General features: G+C 68.5%; 14 protein-coding genes. 9 read left to right on the top strand and 5 right to left on the bottom strand.

All coding sequences use genetic code 11. From position 1 onward, the window contains the following. The first annotated feature begins 133 nt into the window (after positions 1–133). The 5 genes from ACERZO_RS02505 to ACERZO_RS02485 all read left to right on the top strand — a co-directional run bounded on the left by ACERZO_RS02505 (position 134) and on the right by ACERZO_RS02485 (position 6,282). Positions 134–1,285 carry an FAD-dependent oxidoreductase gene (locus ACERZO_RS02505; RefSeq protein WP_372660984.1) on the top strand — a complete coding sequence of 384 codons (1,152 nt, stop codon included), beginning with the start codon at positions 134–136 and terminating at the stop codon, positions 1,283–1,285. Further along, positions 1,282–2,151: a VOC family protein gene (locus ACERZO_RS02500; protein WP_372660981.1), complete on the top strand. Its 870-nt coding sequence runs from the start codon at positions 1,282–1,284 to the stop codon at positions 2,149–2,151. The genes ACERZO_RS02505 and ACERZO_RS02500 overlap by 4 nt, the downstream gene beginning before the upstream one ends. Positions 2,152–2,693: 542 nt before the next feature. Next, on the top strand, positions 2,694–3,830 hold the full coding sequence (locus tag ACERZO_RS02495; protein WP_372660978.1) for an amidohydrolase family protein: 1,137 nt from the start codon (positions 2,694–2,696) through the stop codon (positions 3,828–3,830). 82 nt (positions 3,831–3,912) lie between these two features. After that, the gene (locus tag ACERZO_RS02490) at positions 3,913–5,178 is read left to right on the top strand and encodes an FAD-dependent monooxygenase (protein ID WP_372660976.1); all 1,266 of its coding nucleotides are present in this window, start codon (positions 3,913–3,915) and stop codon (positions 5,176–5,178) included. 270 nt (positions 5,179–5,448) lie between these two features. After that, positions 5,449–6,282: a PhzF family phenazine biosynthesis protein gene (locus tag ACERZO_RS02485; protein WP_372660973.1), complete on the top strand. Its 834-nt coding sequence runs from the start codon at positions 5,449–5,451 to the stop codon at positions 6,280–6,282. Positions 6,283–6,429: 147 nt separating this feature from the next. Here ACERZO_RS02485 and ACERZO_RS02480 read toward each other — a convergent pair whose 3' ends face one another. Continuing rightward, the gene (locus tag ACERZO_RS02480) at positions 6,430–7,497 is read right to left on the bottom strand and encodes an SDR family oxidoreductase (protein WP_372660970.1); all 1,068 of its coding nucleotides are present in this window, start codon (positions 7,495–7,497) and stop codon (positions 6,430–6,432) included. Positions 7,498–7,592: 95 nt separating this feature from the next. Here ACERZO_RS02480 and ACERZO_RS02475 point away from each other — a divergent pair, with 95 nt between their 5' ends. Then, positions 7,593–8,051 carry a MarR family winged helix-turn-helix transcriptional regulator gene (locus ACERZO_RS02475; protein ID WP_372660967.1) on the top strand — a complete coding sequence of 153 codons (459 nt, stop codon included), beginning with the start codon at positions 7,593–7,595 and terminating at the stop codon, positions 8,049–8,051. A 259-nt stretch (positions 8,052–8,310) separates the two neighbouring features. Here the strand turns inward: ACERZO_RS02475 and ACERZO_RS02470 are convergent, their stop codons facing one another. Further along, positions 8,311–8,916, bottom strand: a complete 606-nt coding sequence (locus tag ACERZO_RS02470; protein ID WP_372660964.1) for a TetR/AcrR family transcriptional regulator — start codon at positions 8,914–8,916, stop codon at positions 8,311–8,313. Between the two features lie 96 nt (positions 8,917–9,012). Here ACERZO_RS02470 and ACERZO_RS02465 point away from each other — a divergent pair, with 96 nt between their 5' ends. Continuing rightward, positions 9,013–10,167, top strand: a complete 1,155-nt coding sequence (locus tag ACERZO_RS02465; protein WP_372660961.1) for an epoxide hydrolase family protein — start codon at positions 9,013–9,015, stop codon at positions 10,165–10,167. 200 nt (positions 10,168–10,367) lie between these two features. Here ACERZO_RS02465 and ACERZO_RS02460 read toward each other — a convergent pair whose 3' ends face one another. Continuing rightward, positions 10,368–10,817, bottom strand: coding sequence for an SRPBCC family protein (locus ACERZO_RS02460; protein ID WP_372662892.1), 450 nt, complete (start codon positions 10,815–10,817; stop codon positions 10,368–10,370). Between the two features lie 113 nt (positions 10,818–10,930). Here ACERZO_RS02460 and ACERZO_RS02455 point away from each other — a divergent pair, with 113 nt between their 5' ends. Continuing rightward, positions 10,931–11,095 (top strand): hypothetical protein, encoded by a 165-nt coding sequence (locus ACERZO_RS02455; protein WP_372660959.1) that lies wholly within the window; start codon positions 10,931–10,933, stop codon positions 11,093–11,095. Between the two features lie 36 nt (positions 11,096–11,131). On the opposite strand, the gene ACERZO_RS02450 is transcribed toward ACERZO_RS02455, so the two are convergent. Further along, the gene (locus tag ACERZO_RS02450) at positions 11,132–12,193 is read right to left on the bottom strand and encodes a hypothetical protein (RefSeq protein ID WP_372660955.1); all 1,062 of its coding nucleotides are present in this window, start codon (positions 12,191–12,193) and stop codon (positions 11,132–11,134) included. Positions 12,194–12,624: 431 nt separating this feature from the next. Here ACERZO_RS02450 and ACERZO_RS02445 point away from each other — a divergent pair, with 431 nt between their 5' ends. After that, on the top strand, positions 12,625–14,298 hold the full coding sequence (locus ACERZO_RS02445; RefSeq protein WP_372660952.1) for an APC family permease: 1,674 nt from the start codon (positions 12,625–12,627) through the stop codon (positions 14,296–14,298). A gap of 47 nt (positions 14,299–14,345) precedes the next feature. Here the strand turns inward: ACERZO_RS02445 and ACERZO_RS02440 are convergent, their stop codons facing one another. Beyond that, positions 14,346–14,870 (bottom strand): hypothetical protein, encoded by a 525-nt coding sequence (locus tag ACERZO_RS02440; protein ID WP_372660949.1) that lies wholly within the window; start codon positions 14,868–14,870, stop codon positions 14,346–14,348. Positions 14,871–15,172 lie beyond the last annotated feature (302 nt).

The following is a 15,172-nucleotide window of genomic DNA, read 5'->3' as shown; positions in this document are numbered from 1 at the left end:
CGGACCCTAACCTTCGCGAACACCATTCGTCAACTTGACGAACGGTGTTCGCTAAGCCTACGGTCGTGAGGTGACCGGCAGCGAACGTCTGGGCCGGCCACGGAAACGCTGCCGACAGAAAGGTGGATCCGGCATGCCCGGACGCAGTATCGCCATCGTGGGCGCGGGCCTCAGCGGCCTCGTCTGCGCGCGGATTCTCCAGCGGAACGGAACACCCGTCACCGTCTACGAAACGGACGCCACCCCGGACACCCGTCAGCAGGGCGGCTCGCTCGACATCCACGACGACACCGGGCAGGTCGCCCTCGAGGAAGCCGGCCTCTACGAGGAGTTCCGCGCTCGTACGCACGTCGGCGGCGAGGACGTGCGCCTGCTCGACAAGACCGGGCGGGTGCACGTCGACCGGCGCGAACCCGCGGGCGGCAGTGGCCGGCCGGAAATCGATCGGACGGATCTGCGGCGGCTGCTGGTCGAATCGCTGCGACCGGGCACGATCGCCTGGGGGCGCAAGGTCGTCGGCGTGCGACCTGCGACGGTGGGGCACGAACTGCAGTTCGCGGACGGCTCCGTGGTCCACGCCGATCTCGTCGTCGGCGCGGACGGCGCGTGGTCGAAGATCCGGCCGCTGCTGACCCCGGTGCAGCCCGCCTACACCGGGATCACCATCGTCGAGCTGCGCCTGACCGACGCGGCGGCCAAGCACCCGGAGGCGCTCGAGGTCACCGGGCGAGGGAGCTTTTTCGCGCTGTCGGACAACAAGTACATCGGCGGGCACGGCGGCGACACCATCGCGTACGGCTGCGGCTTGCGCGTCCCCGAAAACTGGGTCGCCGACAGCGGGATCGATTGGCACGAACCGGAATCCGCTCGCGCCGGACTGCTGCGCGAGTACCCCGGCTGGGCCCCGTCCCTGACCGACCTGATCCGCCGGTGCGACGACGGCGCCATCTGGCCCCGGCCGATCTACGCGCTGCCGATCGGCCTGCGCTGGGAGCGGGTTCCCGGTGTGACGCTGGCGGGCGACGCCGCGCACGTCATGTCGCCGTTCGCGGGCGAAGGCGCGAACATCGCGCTGATCGACGGCGCCGATCTGGCGCGGGAGCTCCTCGGCGGTTCCGACGCCGAAACCGCGATCGCGCGTTATGAGAACACGATGTTCCGGCGCGCCGCCGAAGCCGCGGCAGGGTCCCAGCACGGCCTCGACATGATGTTCGTCGACGGCCCGCCGACGGAGATGATCACGTTCTTCGAGGGCATGCCCGGAACAAGGAGAACCGAGAAATGACGACCAGTCGGCTGGACGCCGGCCTGACGCTGGGCGCCGTCGAAGTGACGGTCGCCGACCTGGACCGCAGCCTGGACTACTACACGCGGTCCATCGGCCTGAAGATCCTCGACCATGACGAGGGCAACGCGTCGGTGGGAGTGCCCGGACGCGAACTCGCCGTGCTGCGGGAACGGCCCGGTGCGGGCCCTCCGCCGGCCTCGAGCCCGGGGCTCAGCCACTTCGCGCCGCAGGTGCCGACGCCGGCCGATCTGGCTCGGTTCGTGAAGCACTACACGGCCGGGCACTCGGAGTTCCAGCTGGTGGATCACAGCGTCGCGCACTCGTGTTATGTCACGGACCCGGACGGGCACTGCGCGGAGGTCACCTGCGCCCGCCCGCGCGAGGAGTGGCGCTGGCAGGGCAGCCGGCCGGCGGTCGTCGCCGATCCGCTGCCCCCGGGGGACTTCACCGCCGAGCCCGGCGCGGACGAGCCGTTCACGGGACTGCCCGCGGGGACCGAGATGGGGCACGTCCAGCTCAAGGTGACCGACGCCGGGCTCAAGGCCACCGAACCCTTCTACACCGACCTGCTCGGCTTCGAGGTCCAGGGCAGGCTGGGAGACGTGTTCCTCGCGGTCGGGGTGACCGACCACCGGGCGTTGCTCGTTCTCACCAACCGGTTCAGCCCGGACGGAGGAGAACCGGTCCCGGGGAACTCCGCACACCTCGTCGGCGTCGACATGCTGCTGCCCACGGCGAAGGATGTGCGTGCCCTGGCCGGGCGGCTCGCCGCGGCCGGCTGTCCCCACGCGCTCTCGGCGGGAGTGCTGCAGGTGCGTGATCCGTCGGGAAACTTGCTGCGCTTCCGCGTGAACGCCATCTGATCGCCCACCGCACGCGGCGGTCACCGCCGATGTCGATCGCGAACAGGCGCGGGCCGGAAAGCCTGACCGGGCTGGTGGCGGAGCCGGGAGTGGTCGCGACCACTGCCGATTCGTTGCATTGCTTCAACTAGTGCTCGCCGATCGGGAGCGCAGGATCCTGACGCTGCGTCGAGTGCCCTCGATCCCGTCTGCCAGGGCTCAACACAGCCGCTGGGCCGGATGAGCGAAGCCTCGCATCATCGCAGCTCGCCGGCCCCACAGAGCGAGATTGCAACCGCGCGCCGGGCACCTGGCTCGGACAACCGGCCTGAGCACCACTTTAACGTTCGTCTCAGATTCGCTGGGTACGAATTCGGTGTCGGACAAGCGAGGTAACCCGTCGGCAGGAGGCCGGTCATGGCAGTGGATGCAGCGCCGCCGGGGAAAGCGCCGCCCGGACGATCAAGGCTCGGGGCGCTCACACGCGGCCGATAGTGCTTCGGCGACGAAGGTCCATCTCGCAGACGGAACCACACCACACGAACACCCGAAAAGAGACTGACATGAAGCCCTTGGGACGCCGCAGTTTCCTGACCGCCGCCACGGCAATCGGCATCGGCGCCGGTATCTCCGCGCATGCCGTTGCCTCGGCAGCGAGCGACGACAAAACTCCGGACCAGAACGCGGACATCTACCAGCGAGACCGGGACCTGCCCTTCATCGGCGCGGAGGAGACATTCTCGACTCCCGCGTTGTTGAAGCTGAACTCCATCAACGAGGATCACATGGCGTTCCTCGAGGAGATCGGTCTTTCGGATCTAGGCCAACGCCGCATCGGCGACATGGACGCGGGGGGACTCGACGTTCAAATCCTCTCCGCTCACACGCCGTCCGTGCAAAACGTCCCCGGACGAAAAGGCATCGACTTCGCCTATCGGCTCAACCGGCAACTCGTAGAAGGGCCGATCGCCAGATATCCGGGCCGCTTCAAGGCGTTCGCCACCTTGCCCCTGCAGAGCCCCAAGGCGGCGGCGGACGAACTGGAACGCTCGGTCCGGGAAGACGGCTTCGTGGGCGCACTGACCAACGGACACATTACGAAGAAGTATCTCGATCATCCCGAATTCGAGCCCGTGCTGGAACGTGCCGTTGCGCTCGACGTGCCGATCTACCTGCATCCCGGCTATCCTGCTGACGACGTCTTCAAGATTTACTACAGCACCACACGGTCCCAATACACGGAAGAGTTCCAAGACTACATCTTCAGCGGGTCTGGATACGGATGGCACCAAGAGGTGCTGATCCAATGCATTCGCATGATCACGTATGGGGTCTTCGACAGATTCCCCAAACTGAAAATCATCATCGGCCACATGGGTGAAGGTCTTCCCTTCTACTACAAGCGGATCATCGAAGACATGGGCGAGCCGACCAAAAACTCGCTCAAGAAGCCTATCGAGCAATACTTCAAGGACAACTTCTGGATCACCACCAGCGCATTCCCCCAGACTGAACTGCTCGACCTCCTTCTGAAGTTCGTAAGCGTGGATCGAGTGATGTTCGCAACCGACTACCCGTTCGCGGACATAAAGGCGCAGACCGACTGGTTCCGCGGGGTCGATTTGCCACGCAAAGACAAGGGAAAGATCGCGTTCCGAAATGCGGAGAAATTGTTCAAAATGAAAGTGCCGGTGAAGTGACGCGCGGCGTCGGCGCCGCCGGCGAGCACAGCATTGACCGATATCACGTCAGGCAACCGAAAGAGGGAGCACCATGCGAGTCATGATCATCGGGGCGGGGATCGGTGGGCTGACGCTCGCCCAGGCCCTGCACCACGGCGGTGTCGAAGTGTCCGTCCACGACCGTGACCCCGAGGTGGGGGCTACCGGCGGTTACCGGCTGCATCTCGACGATCGGGCCTGTGAAGTCCTGCGCCGCCACCTCAGCCCGCAGCACTACCATGCCCTGTTGGCCAGCTCGGTCTCCCGTGCGTCGCTTCGCCGTTACACCTGGGCTGACCACCACCTGCGCCCGTTGGTCACCCGCCCCTCCGACCAGGGCACCGACACTCTCATGATCGGACGAGTGCCGCTGCGAACCCTGCTGACCCACGGCCTGGACGACCAGGTGCGGTTCGGGGCCGAATACGTGTCTCACGAGGTTCTGTCCGACGGCCGGATCACCGCCCGCTTCGCTGACGGCAGTACCGACACCGCGGATGTCCTCGTCGGCGCCGACGGTACCCGCTCCCGGGTAGCGGCCTCGCTCGCCGGCCGGGATCTGGCCGATCCCATCGGGTTCGGGGGCATCGCCGCCCGCACTCCGCTCACCGCACGCACCCGCGCCCTGCTGCCCGATGTCGTCAACGACGGGCCGGTGCTCGCCTTGGGCCTCAAAGGAGCGTCGGTGTTCATGCAGGTCCATGACCCGAGTGGCGGCCCGGCAATCGATCCGGCCTCCTGCACCACCGTCCCGGCCATCACGGAGGCCCCGTCCCTGGTGTGGGGCTTGAGTGCCACCGAGACCGTGCTGCCCCCGGCCACCGTGCAGGGGATGACCGGGCCGGAGCTGGTCGAGTTCACCCTGTCGGCTGTTCGTGGCTGGCCTCCGGCCGTGCTCGAGCTCATCGCCGCCACCGACCCCGGCTCCGCAGCCGGGTTCCGGTTCTACGCCGCCGACCCCGATGCGGACCTGACGCCGTGGCCGGCCGGACCGGTCACCGCACTCGGCGACGCCGTGCACGCCATGCCTCCCACCGGCGGACGCGCCGCAGCCACCGCGATCATCGACGCGGATCACCTCGCCCGCGAGCTGTTTGCCGCTCGCGACGGACACAGCACCATCGCCCTGGCAACCCACCGTTTCCACCGCGAGATGGCCGGCTACGCGCCCGCCGCGATCCGCTTTTCCATGCTGCCGTTGCGTTGGCTGTCCCGTGTCGACCGTCTCGACCGGCCCGGTCTTCGCGGTCTCGCCGAACTCGGCCTCAGCGCCGCCTCCGCGGTTCACCACTTCAACTCCAGCCTGAGCGGGCGCGCCGCTGCATGAGCGCCCCGATGTCGGTCGCAGTCCGGCTGGCCAACCGCGGTCGACGACGAGCTGATCATCTGGGACGAGGACACGTACCTCGTTCCCGGCAGTACAGCGGAAGGGCGCCGCTGCCATGGGAACTCCTTCGGGCCGGGCACCCAGGCGGCAAGCCGGCCCCTCATTCGAACACTCCGCCCTGTCGGGACACCTCACCCGGTTGGTCCCGACTCAGTGAGGCGCCACCCCGGCGTGGGCAGTCCGGGCAGCGGCCCTCCGTAGGCTGGCGTCATGCGGATGTTCCACCAGGTAGACGTCTTCGCCGACGAGTTCCCCTACGGCAATCCCGTCGCCGTCGTGCACAACGCCGACGACCTGAGCACCACCGACATGGCGGCCATCGCGCGGTGGACCAACCTGGCCGAAACCACGTTCCTCCTCACACCGTCGCATCCTTCGGCCGACTACCGCCTCCGGATCTTCACCATCAGCCGCGAACTGCCCTTCGCCGGCCACGCCACCCTCGGAGCGGCACGCGCCTGGCTGGCAGCCGGCAACACCCCGAGCCGAGCCGGCCGGATCGAGCAGCAGTGCGGCGCCGGACCGGTCCACATACGCTCCGACGCCGACCTCTTGTGGTTCGCTGCACCGCCGCTGCTACGCGACGCCCCCGTGACCGAGCACGAGCTCCGCGCCCTTGCCGCCGGGCTGCGCATCGAACCGGACCAGATCTCGGAGGCCCGGTGGGCCGACAACGGCCCCGGGTGGGTTGTCGTCCTGCTCGCTTCCGCAGAAGCTGTCCTGGCCATCACCCCCGACTACGGACGCTTGAGCGGGTTCTCCGCCGTCGGCGTCGTCGGGCCGCACCCAGCGGGAAGCGAGGCGCAGTTCGAGGTCCGGGCGTTCACCGACGAGGGCACGCGATGGGAGGAAGACCCGGTCACCGGCAGCCTCAACGCGGCTATCGCGCAGTGGCTGATCCCAGCGGGCGGCGCCCCCGCGCGTTACACCGCCACGCAGGGCGCAGCACTTCAGCGTCGGGGCCGAATACACCTTTCCCACCACGACCGCGAGATCTGGGTCGGAGGCCGCACGTCACTCGGCATCACCGGGCAGTGGCAATAGGTCCGGGCTTCTCGAGCCTGCGCTCCGCAGGGAACCGTCATGCCGCCCCCTCATGACCGTGGCCGGTGCGACGATTCCGGCGTCCGGCGACCCGGCAGCCGACGGCACCTCGCGGGATCGGCAGCGTCCTCACCCGGGAACAGGCGATCACGCCCCTGAAACAGCGGCCACGTCCGATCCGAACAACGCGGGCGGCGCGGGCGGAGTCTCGAGAAGCGCACCGATTCTCGGGACCTGCCCGGCGATGCGGGCACTGTGCGCCTCGAACGCCTCCCTCGACTCGAATTCCATCAGGATCAGCACCGTCGGGCGATCGGCATCACGCGTCAGGTGCGCCGAGTAGCGCAGGCACCCCGGCTCGGCGCGGATCTGCGCGCCCAGTTCGCGCAGCAGGTCCAGCAGCTCGCTCTCCCGGCCCGGCTTCGGGCGCATGGTCGACATCGTGACCACGGCCTCGACGCGCGAGGTACCGTCCCGAAGCAGCGCGATCGCCCGGCCGGCGTCTCCCCGGTGGCGCAGCCGGATCTCACGCCCCGGCCGGCTTCCCGCGGACGCTGCGACAGCGACGTCACCGACCTCGTCCGCGCCGACCCAGCCCGGGTCGGCGGCGGCCGCGAAGCGGGTGCGGACCGGACCGAGCACCAAGGCGAACACGCGGCTTTCACCGCCGAGCTCGGCCGTCAGCACTCGCTGCATCATCAGCAGCGCCGACTGTTCCATGCTGACCAAACCGGCCGTGGGCACCGGCGTCACCGCGGACTCCCCCACGACCAGGCAGTAAGCGCCCGCGGGACTGAGGTGCGGCAGGCACGCCCGCATGACGGCCGCGTGCGCGGTCGCCAGCTCGACGAACGCCGTCTGCCAATCGGACGCACCGATCTCCCACAGACGGCGACCCGACCAGAAGCCGCCGATCGGGGCGACGACGTCGTCGATGCCGCCCAGGGTGCGCTTCATCTCCGCGGCCAAGCGCTCGGCACCGGCGAAGGACGTGTAGTCGTGCACGACCAGGTGCAGGCGGGCCGTCGCGGCGTCCCCGAGCACCTCGCGGAACTCCTCGGCCCGCTGTTCGGTCCGGGTCGGCACGACCACGTCGGCACCGGCGGCCAGGTAACTCCGGACCACGCCTTCTCCCACTCCGCCCGTTCCGCCCGGGACCAGCACCCGCCGGCCGGACAGGTCGTGCGCGCCGGGCTTGCGGTGATTCGTGGACATCACGCGTTCTCCTCACACCAATTCGTTGGGCTTCCCAACGAGTACGAGCCGACCATACACGAACCGTTGGGGAGCCCAACGGATATGCTGACGAGGTGGACGAGACGAACGACGGCACGCGAATCCCGGCGAGGCTGCAAGCGCTGGTCAGCTGGCAGGTGAGCAAGGTCTCGACGCTGGCTGCACGGCTGTTCGCACGGGGGCTGCCGCTGACCGCCCGGGCCGACTACTCGGTCCTGGCCGCTCTCGACGAACGCGGGCCGCTGAGCCAGGCCGACATCGGCCGGCACCTGAGCATGGACCGCAACGACGTCAACGGCATCGTCAACCGGCTCGACCAGACCGGCCGGATCCGGCGAGAGACCGATCCCGCCGACCGGCGCCGCAACATCGTGGTCCTCACGGACACCGGCCGGGCGTACCTGGCCGAGATCCAGCAGCACGCCGACGCCGTTCAGGACGAGCTCCTGAGCGCCTTGACCGCAGCCGAACGCCGGCAGCTGCAGGCGCTGCTCACCAAGCTCCTGGACGGTCACGCACAGCAACCAGCGTGACTTGGCCGGTCCTGCAGACCCGCGTGCGGCACGAACTTCGTCAGGAGCCCGTAAACGGCACGGTCACCGCCGCGACGACCCTCCATCGAATGCCTGGCGCGCAACGAAACCCATCAGGCACTATCGAGAGTCCCGCCTAGACGCCGTCGAGGCGCCGGCATCGCGGCCCTGCCGAGCTACAGCTTCGAGGCCACCGTGCGCCCGGCAGCCCCGCGTTGGGCGCCCTCATCGTCACTTCGGCAGGGCGTGAGTCCGCGCCTCAGGCCCGGGCGGCGGCGCCCGCGAGAGCGATCGCGCGCGTCTCGGGAACACCGAGCAGCAGCAGGCTCGTGATCGTCGCCGCTCGGGCGCCGAGGGGCCCGTTCGACTGGTCGCTGTCCGCGATCGCGAACACGACGCCGTAGGCGACCTGGCTCAGGATGCCCGCCGGCAGGTGCCGGCCGAACACATCGCTGTCCTGGCCCCGCTCCACCAGGTCGGCGAGGAGTTCATCGACCGGTCCGAGCAGGCTGTGGATCGCCTCGCCGTACTCGCCACGGCGCAGCGCCAGCAGCACTCGGTACCGGTGCGCCACCGGCCAGACGCGGGCGACGAACCCGCCCCAGGCCGCGTCCGCTTCCCCACCGGCGGCGTCGGCTTCGGTGAGCACGGCGGTCATCTCGGCGACAGCCCGTTCCGTGAGCGTCCGGACCAGGTCGAGGCGGGAGGGGAAATAGCCGTAGACCGTGCGGCGGACGACGCCGGCCGCGGCCGCGATGTCGCCCATGCCGCCGTCGGGGTCCTTGCCCAACACGTCGAGGGCGACGTCGAGGATGCGATCGCGCGTCTCGTTCATCGAACGCGCACGGGAGGACTCGGCGGGCACGGCACCAGTGTTGCACACCGGTGTGCAATGACGTAGTTTGCACACCAGTGTGCAACGAGAAGTTGTGCCGCGCTTCGAGCTCAGGAGACGTAGGCGATGACCGCACCGACGACGCCGCCCATCCGCCCGTTCACCGTCTCGATCCCGGATTCGGCGATCGACGACGTGAAACGGCGACTGGCCAACACTCGATGGCCGGACCCGGAAACGGTCGGCGACTGGTCGCAAGGGGTTCGCCTGGCGAACGCCCGATCCCTGGTCGGCTACTGGGAGCGCGCCTACGACTGGCGGCGCTTCGAGGCCGGCCTCAATCGCTTCCCCCAGTTCCTGACCGAGATCGACGGGCTGGACATCCACTTCATCCACGTCAGGTCCCGGAATCCGCACGCGATGCCGCTGCTCCTCACGCACGGGTGGCCGGGCTCGATCGTCGAGTTCCTGAAGCTGATCGGCCCGCTGACCGATCCGGTTTCGTTCGGCGGGGACGCCGCCGATGCGTTCGACGTCGTCGTGCCGTCGCTCCCCGGGTTCGGGTTTTCGCAAAAGCCCGCGGAGACCGGGTGGACCGTGTCGCGCATCGCCGGCGCGTGGGTGGAGCTGATGAAGCGTCTCGGCTACCCGAGCTGGGCCGCGCAAGGCGGCGACTGGGGCGCCGTCGTCACCACCGCCCTCGGAGCCATGCGACCCGAGGGGCTGCTGGGAATCCACCTGAACACCCAGTACGCCTTTCCGGAACAGCTACCCGACGCCTTGACGTCCGAGCAGCGCTACGCCGTGGAGACCCTCGCCCGCTACACCGGCGAGCTCGGTGGGTCGAACCACCTTCAGGGCACGAAACCGGAGACCGTCGGAATCGCACTGGCGGACTCTCCCGCCGGGCAAGCGGCTTGGATCTACGAGAAGTTCCAGTCCAAGACCGACAACCACGGACTCGCCGAGGACACCCTGAGCATCGACGACATGCTCGACGCGATTTCCCTCTACTGGTTCACCAACAGCGCGGCGTCGTCCGGCCGCATCTACTGGGAGAACAAATCGCTCACCTTCGCCGGCCCGAAGCTGACGCTTCCGGTCGCGGTCACCACCTTCCCGGCGGACATCCCACGCCTGCCGCGAAGCTGGATCGAAGACACCTACAGCACTCTGATCCACTACGGCGAGGCCGACAAGGGCGGGCACTTCGCGGCCTTGGAACAGCCGGAGATCCTGGTCAGCGAAATCCGCGCCGGCCTGCGCCCCCTTCGTTCCTGACGAGTCTCGACCGCCTGACTTGCTCCCTGGAACGGAGTTTCGCCGGCGATTTCAGCGGGATTGACCTCTGCTTCGGTTCCACGTGACGGCTGATCGTGTCCACCGATCCGGTCGCGGTCGAGTACCGCATCACCGACCTGGGCAGAACCCTGCGGCGGCCCGCCGTCCCGGAACGTCGCCTCGCACACAACAAGCCCAGATCAGGATGGCAAGCCGGGAACCGCCGCTGGAGCGCCGAAAATGCGGGTCAGGGCGTCTTCGGTCTCGGCACCGATTTTCTCGAACACGACCTTGGCGATCGGAGTGCCGAGCTTCGCGGCGCCGTGGAAGTCGATGGTGGCGTGGTAGGTCAGGGTGCTGCCGCCCGCGCCGGTCGGAGTGATGGTGATGTCGTCTCGCGTGGCGGCGGTGTCGTTGCGGCCGGCGAAAACGACGCGGCCGGGTTCGAGTCGGATCAACTCGTAGGTCAGCTCGGTTTCCACGCCGGCGATCTTGGAGACGTTGCGCCAGCGCGCACCCACCTCGATCGCCCCGCTGCCCAGACGCTCGCACGACCGTGTGCCGGGGTCCCACTCGATGGCGTGACCGAAGTCCTTGAGGTAGTCCAGCACGTCCTGCGGCGCAGCTGCGACGGTGAAGGTACGCGTCACGTCAACCAAGGCCAGTCCTCTCCACGGCGTCAGCGGCCACCGCATTCGATGACCCGGCCACTGAATACCCCAAATCGGAAGAATCACCCATCAGGGTCGGCGATACTGGTCGGATGAGCCTGGCCGGATGGGTGGTGCGCGACGGTGTCCTCGTGCGGGCCGCGAGCCGCGTCCTGGTGACCGACGGGACGACGTGGTTCGAACCGCCTTTCCCGCGACGCGGCGTTGCTCAGTCTCAACAGCCGCAGAGCATGCGTCCCGGCGGCCCGCCCGGTTGAGGCCCGGTCGAAACTCGACGGTGGAACCCAGCGCGCTCAGGTCAGACGGAACCCGCCCACGCAGGGATAACCCGGGAGGCCCGCTTTCGCCGGTTTGCCCGGCCGCGGGTAGCCCTGCAGCCACAGCTGCCCGGTCGTCGCGACGTTCGTGGCCAGCGAAACGTCGGCCACGAGCCGGAACCGGGTCTGCCGGCCATCGGGGTGCAGCGCCCAGCCGGTCAGCCGGGTCGCCCCGCGGGTGCCCGGCACGAACTGCGTGTCGAGCGCGACCCGCAGCTCGACCCAGGTGTCATCGGTGATCGGGCAGCGGATCCGCAGCACGCCCACGAGCATCAGCAGCCCCACCAACACGAACACCGCGCTGCCACCGGCGACGCCGCCCACCGCGGGCGCGCCGGCGAGGCTGCCGGGATCGAACGACACGGTTGACAGGAAGACGACACCGGCCGCACCCAGCGCCAGGAACGTCACCGCGGACCAAAGTGTCCGCCGGATCTGGAACGCCCTGTGCGCGGCGAGCACCGGGTCATGACGCGGCGGCGTCGGGTGGCGCGAGACCGGCTCCGCGGGCGTCGCGCCGGCCACCGGCGTGTCCCCGATCCGCGCGGCCCGCAACCACATCGCGCCCGGCAGCCGGACGAACACCCGCCGGCCGGTGCCGAGCACCCACAACCGGCGCTGGCCGGCCAGCTGGACCCGCTGCCCGTCGTAGAGCCGGGTCCGCAGCCACCGCCCGTCCGGCAGCCGCACGGATACCCGTGCCCCTTTCACGAGCAAGCCGTCCGGGGCGACGTCCAGCCGGTGGTACGGCTCCCCGAAAAGCCTGCGGACCCGCCGGTACAGGCTCAGGACGTAGCACCACATCGCCAGGATGCCGCCGAAGACCGTCAAGTAGAAGTACGGCAGCCCGCTCCCCCGCTTTTCGGTCACCGCGAGCAGCAGCCCGAAACCGACGAGCGCGCCGCTGAGTCCCGTGCGAAGGACGGTCGACCTGGTCAGCTGCCGGATGTACCCGGCGAACAGCGGCTCGGCCCCCGACGGCACGTGCGGCGCGGGTTCGTGAACGCGGACTCTGTCCGCGCCGGAAGCGATGTCCATGATTCTTCGTCCCCAGTCGGTGCTTCTGCTCAGCCGCGGAATCGTACCGGGCCCCGGCGCGGCGGAACGTACTGAGGATGGCTTGCCGGAGATCGGATGACGCGATGGCCGCAACCGGTCCGTTGTTTTGGGGGAATGATGTCCGAAACAGCGAATCGTCCTCCGGCAGGTCAGCCCGACCCTCCCGATTTCACAATGTCCGCTTCCTGTCGCTTGAACATCTTTTCCGCTCAGTGCCCGGAATGCGTGTTCACCTCCCATCGACGGCTCCGTTACGCGATAAATGTCCGAGTCTCATGTTAAGTCGTCCTTAAGTATCGAATCGTTGCCACCACAGCGGTTCGGCTCGGAGTGCACATGCGCCATAGTGCTCCGAAACGCCACCGGAGAACTCCCCCGGGAGACTCCGGATTTCGCAGACAGGAGCGCGCATGGCTTCCTCGCGAACCGCCGTTGCCCCGAACGAAGGCACCGGACAGCTGAAACGAGCGGTCGGCTTCTACGGGTTGACGTTCATCTCCCTCGGCTCGATCATCGGCTCGGGCTGGCTGCTGGGTGCGCTCAAGGCGGCCCAGGTCGCCGGCCCGGCATCGATCATCTCCTGGCTGCTCGCCGCGGCGATGCTCGCCGTGCTGGCGCTGATCCACGCCGAGCTTGGTGCGGCCTATCCGGTCGCCGGCGGCACGGCGCGGTTCCCGCTGTTCGCCTACGGCACGGTCACCGGGTTCGTCGCCGGCTGGTCCGCGTGGCTGCAGGCCGTGGCCATCGCGCCGATCGAGGTCGAAGCGAGCCTGGAATACCTGAACAACATCGCGTGGGTCAAGGACAACCTGAACCTCCTGCACCCCGACGACGGCACGCTCACCGCGAGCGGCTTCGGCTGGGCCAGCCTCCTGATGGTGGTCTTCACCCTGATCAACATCGTCGGCGTGAAGCTGATGTCGGAGAGCAACTCCTACGCGGTGCTGTGGAAGACCGCGGTCCCCCTGGTCACCGTGTTCGTGCTGATCCCGACGAGCTTCCACGCCGCCAACTTCACCGCAGGCGGCGGTTTCGCGCCGTACGGGGCGCACGGAATCTTCGCGGCGTTGCCAGTCGGTGTCGTCTTCGCCCTGCAGGGCTTCGAACAAGCCATCCAGCTCGGCGGCGAGGCACGGAACCCGAAACGTGACCTCTCCCGTGCCGTGCTGACCGCCATGGCGGTCGGCGCGCTGGTCTACATCTTGCTGGAGATCGCTTTCATCGGCAGCATCGACCCGCACAACCTGATCCAGGGCTGGGCCAACCCGATCGAAAAAGGCGACTTCGGTCCGTACGCGACGCTCGCCTTCGCCGCCGGCGCCGGCTGGCTAGCCTACGTCCTGTACGCCGACGCGTTCGTCTCCCCCGCCGGCACCGGCCTCGTCTACGTGGCGACGTCGGCCCGCCTGACCTACGCGCTCGGGCGCGACCGGCTGCTGCCCGGCATCCTCGGCAAGGTCAACGTCCGCGGCATCCCGCTCTGGTCGATCATCCTCGCCTTCGTCGTCGGCGAGTTTTCTTTCCTGCCCTTCCCGAGCTGGCAGGAACTGGTCAACGTGGTGACCTCGGCGACAGCGGTGATGTACGCGTTCGCCCCGATCTCCCTGGCCGCGCTCCGCAAGCGCGACCTCGGCCGCCCGCGCCCCTACCGCACGCCCTACGCGAAGGTCCTTGCCCCGATCGGGTTCGTCAGCGCCAACCTGATCATCTACTGGGGCGGCTACGACACGACGTGGAAGATCCTTGCCGCCGTCGTCGTCGGCCTCCTGATCTTCGCGATCAGCTACGCCACCACCCCCGCCGGGAAACGGCGCCCGTTGGAGCTCAAGGCCGCGGTCTGGATCATCCCCTGGCTCGTCGGTTCCGCGATCATCGGTTTCCTGGGGCGGTACGCGCAGAACGTGGCCCCGCGCAACATCCTCCCGGAATGGTGGGACCTCGTCACGGTCGTCGTCTTCTCACTGATCATCTTCTACTGGGCCGTCAATTCGGCCCTCGCCCCGGAGAAGGTGCAGGCCACGGTCGCCGCCGAGGAAGCGGAGCTCCTGACGGCGGAAATCGACGGCACCGCACCGGCAGTCTGACGACGGACAAGGGAGTCCGGGACCTTCCCACCGGGGAGTAGCCGCACTCAGTCGGTGATGTACCACTTTCCGCCGCGCAGTTCGAGGACGGCGTCGCCCAGGTCGCTGCCGGTGAACTTGGCCGCGGACCGCACCGCCTTCGCCGGAATCTCGACCTTCGTCGACGTCTCGGTGATGCCGCCGCGGTCCACAGTGGCGCTCAGCAACGCCTTCCGCTGCGAAGCGGAGAACATGCTGAACGTGATCGGGAACGTCTGCTCGCACGGCCCGAACCCTTCGTCCTCCGCCTTCTTGGCGGCGGGCGCGGCGATCTCGCAGGCCGTGGCCAGGTCCTGCTTGCCTACGGCGTGCAGGAAGGTCTCGTACCGCTCGACGGCCCCGGCCGCCTTCGTCACCGACGTCGTCGTCGGCTGCGGTTGCGTGGTCGCGCGAGCCGAGGACGGCGCGGCGGACGTCGATGCCGCGCCCGCACTCGACGACACCGGCGCCGCCGAAGGGCTTACCCCGCCCGAACATCCGGCGATCAGCAGGACGGCACCCGTGGCCAGGAACGGTAGAGCACGCGCGGACATGGAACACCTTTCGCCGTGGAATCCGGCCGGAGCATAAGCGACTGCGACCGGCCCCGCAGAGGAACCGGGCACCCGACACCGAACTGGCCGGAACCGGCCACTGTCCTGTCCACAATGGCGGGTCAGGACCGGACCGGGCCGGCTGTTGCACCGGCAGAAGTACATCCCCGCCCGCCGTTGTGCGTCTGGGAGAAGGCCAGCAGGCGCCCGCAGGACGCGCACGTCGCGACGCCGGAGAGCCGGCGCTTGGAGCGTCATCACCCGGTTGTCGAGCCGCTAAGTCTGCGTTTTGCGCGATACAT

Origin of the sequence: Amycolatopsis kentuckyensis, from assembly GCF_041679295.1 — a bacterium.
Taxonomy (GTDB): domain Bacteria; phylum Actinomycetota; class Actinomycetes; order Mycobacteriales; family Pseudonocardiaceae; genus Amycolatopsis; species Amycolatopsis kentuckyensis_A.
The sequence above is the reverse complement of the archived record's forward strand: the minus strand, read 5'-3'. Positions and strand labels throughout refer to the sequence as shown.

Coding starts and splice junctions, on each gene's coding strand:
- ACERZO_RS02505 (WP_372660984.1), top strand. CDS start 134: ATGCCCGGACGCAGTATCGCCATCGTGGGCGCGGGCCTCAGCGGCCTC.
- ACERZO_RS02500 (WP_372660981.1), top strand. CDS start 1,282: ATGACGACCAGTCGGCTGGACGCCGGCCTGACGCTGGGCGCCGTCGAA.
- ACERZO_RS02495 (WP_372660978.1), top strand. CDS start 2,694: ATGAAGCCCTTGGGACGCCGCAGTTTCCTGACCGCCGCCACGGCAATC.
- ACERZO_RS02490 (WP_372660976.1), top strand. CDS start 3,913: ATGATCATCGGGGCGGGGATCGGTGGGCTGACGCTCGCCCAGGCCCTG.
- ACERZO_RS02485 (WP_372660973.1), top strand. CDS start 5,449: ATGCGGATGTTCCACCAGGTAGACGTCTTCGCCGACGAGTTCCCCTAC.
- ACERZO_RS02480 (WP_372660970.1), bottom strand. CDS start 7,497: ATGTCCACGAATCACCGCAAGCCCGGCGCGCACGACCTGTCCGGCCGG.
- ACERZO_RS02465 (WP_372660961.1), top strand. CDS start 9,013: ATGACCGCACCGACGACGCCGCCCATCCGCCCGTTCACCGTCTCGATC.
- ACERZO_RS02455 (WP_372660959.1), top strand. CDS start 10,931: ATGAGCCTGGCCGGATGGGTGGTGCGCGACGGTGTCCTCGTGCGGGCC.
- ACERZO_RS02450 (WP_372660955.1), bottom strand. CDS start 12,193: ATGGACATCGCTTCCGGCGCGGACAGAGTCCGCGTTCACGAACCCGCG.
- ACERZO_RS02445 (WP_372660952.1), top strand. CDS start 12,625: ATGGCTTCCTCGCGAACCGCCGTTGCCCCGAACGAAGGCACCGGACAG.
- ACERZO_RS02440 (WP_372660949.1), bottom strand. CDS start 14,870: ATGTCCGCGCGTGCTCTACCGTTCCTGGCCACGGGTGCCGTCCTGCTG.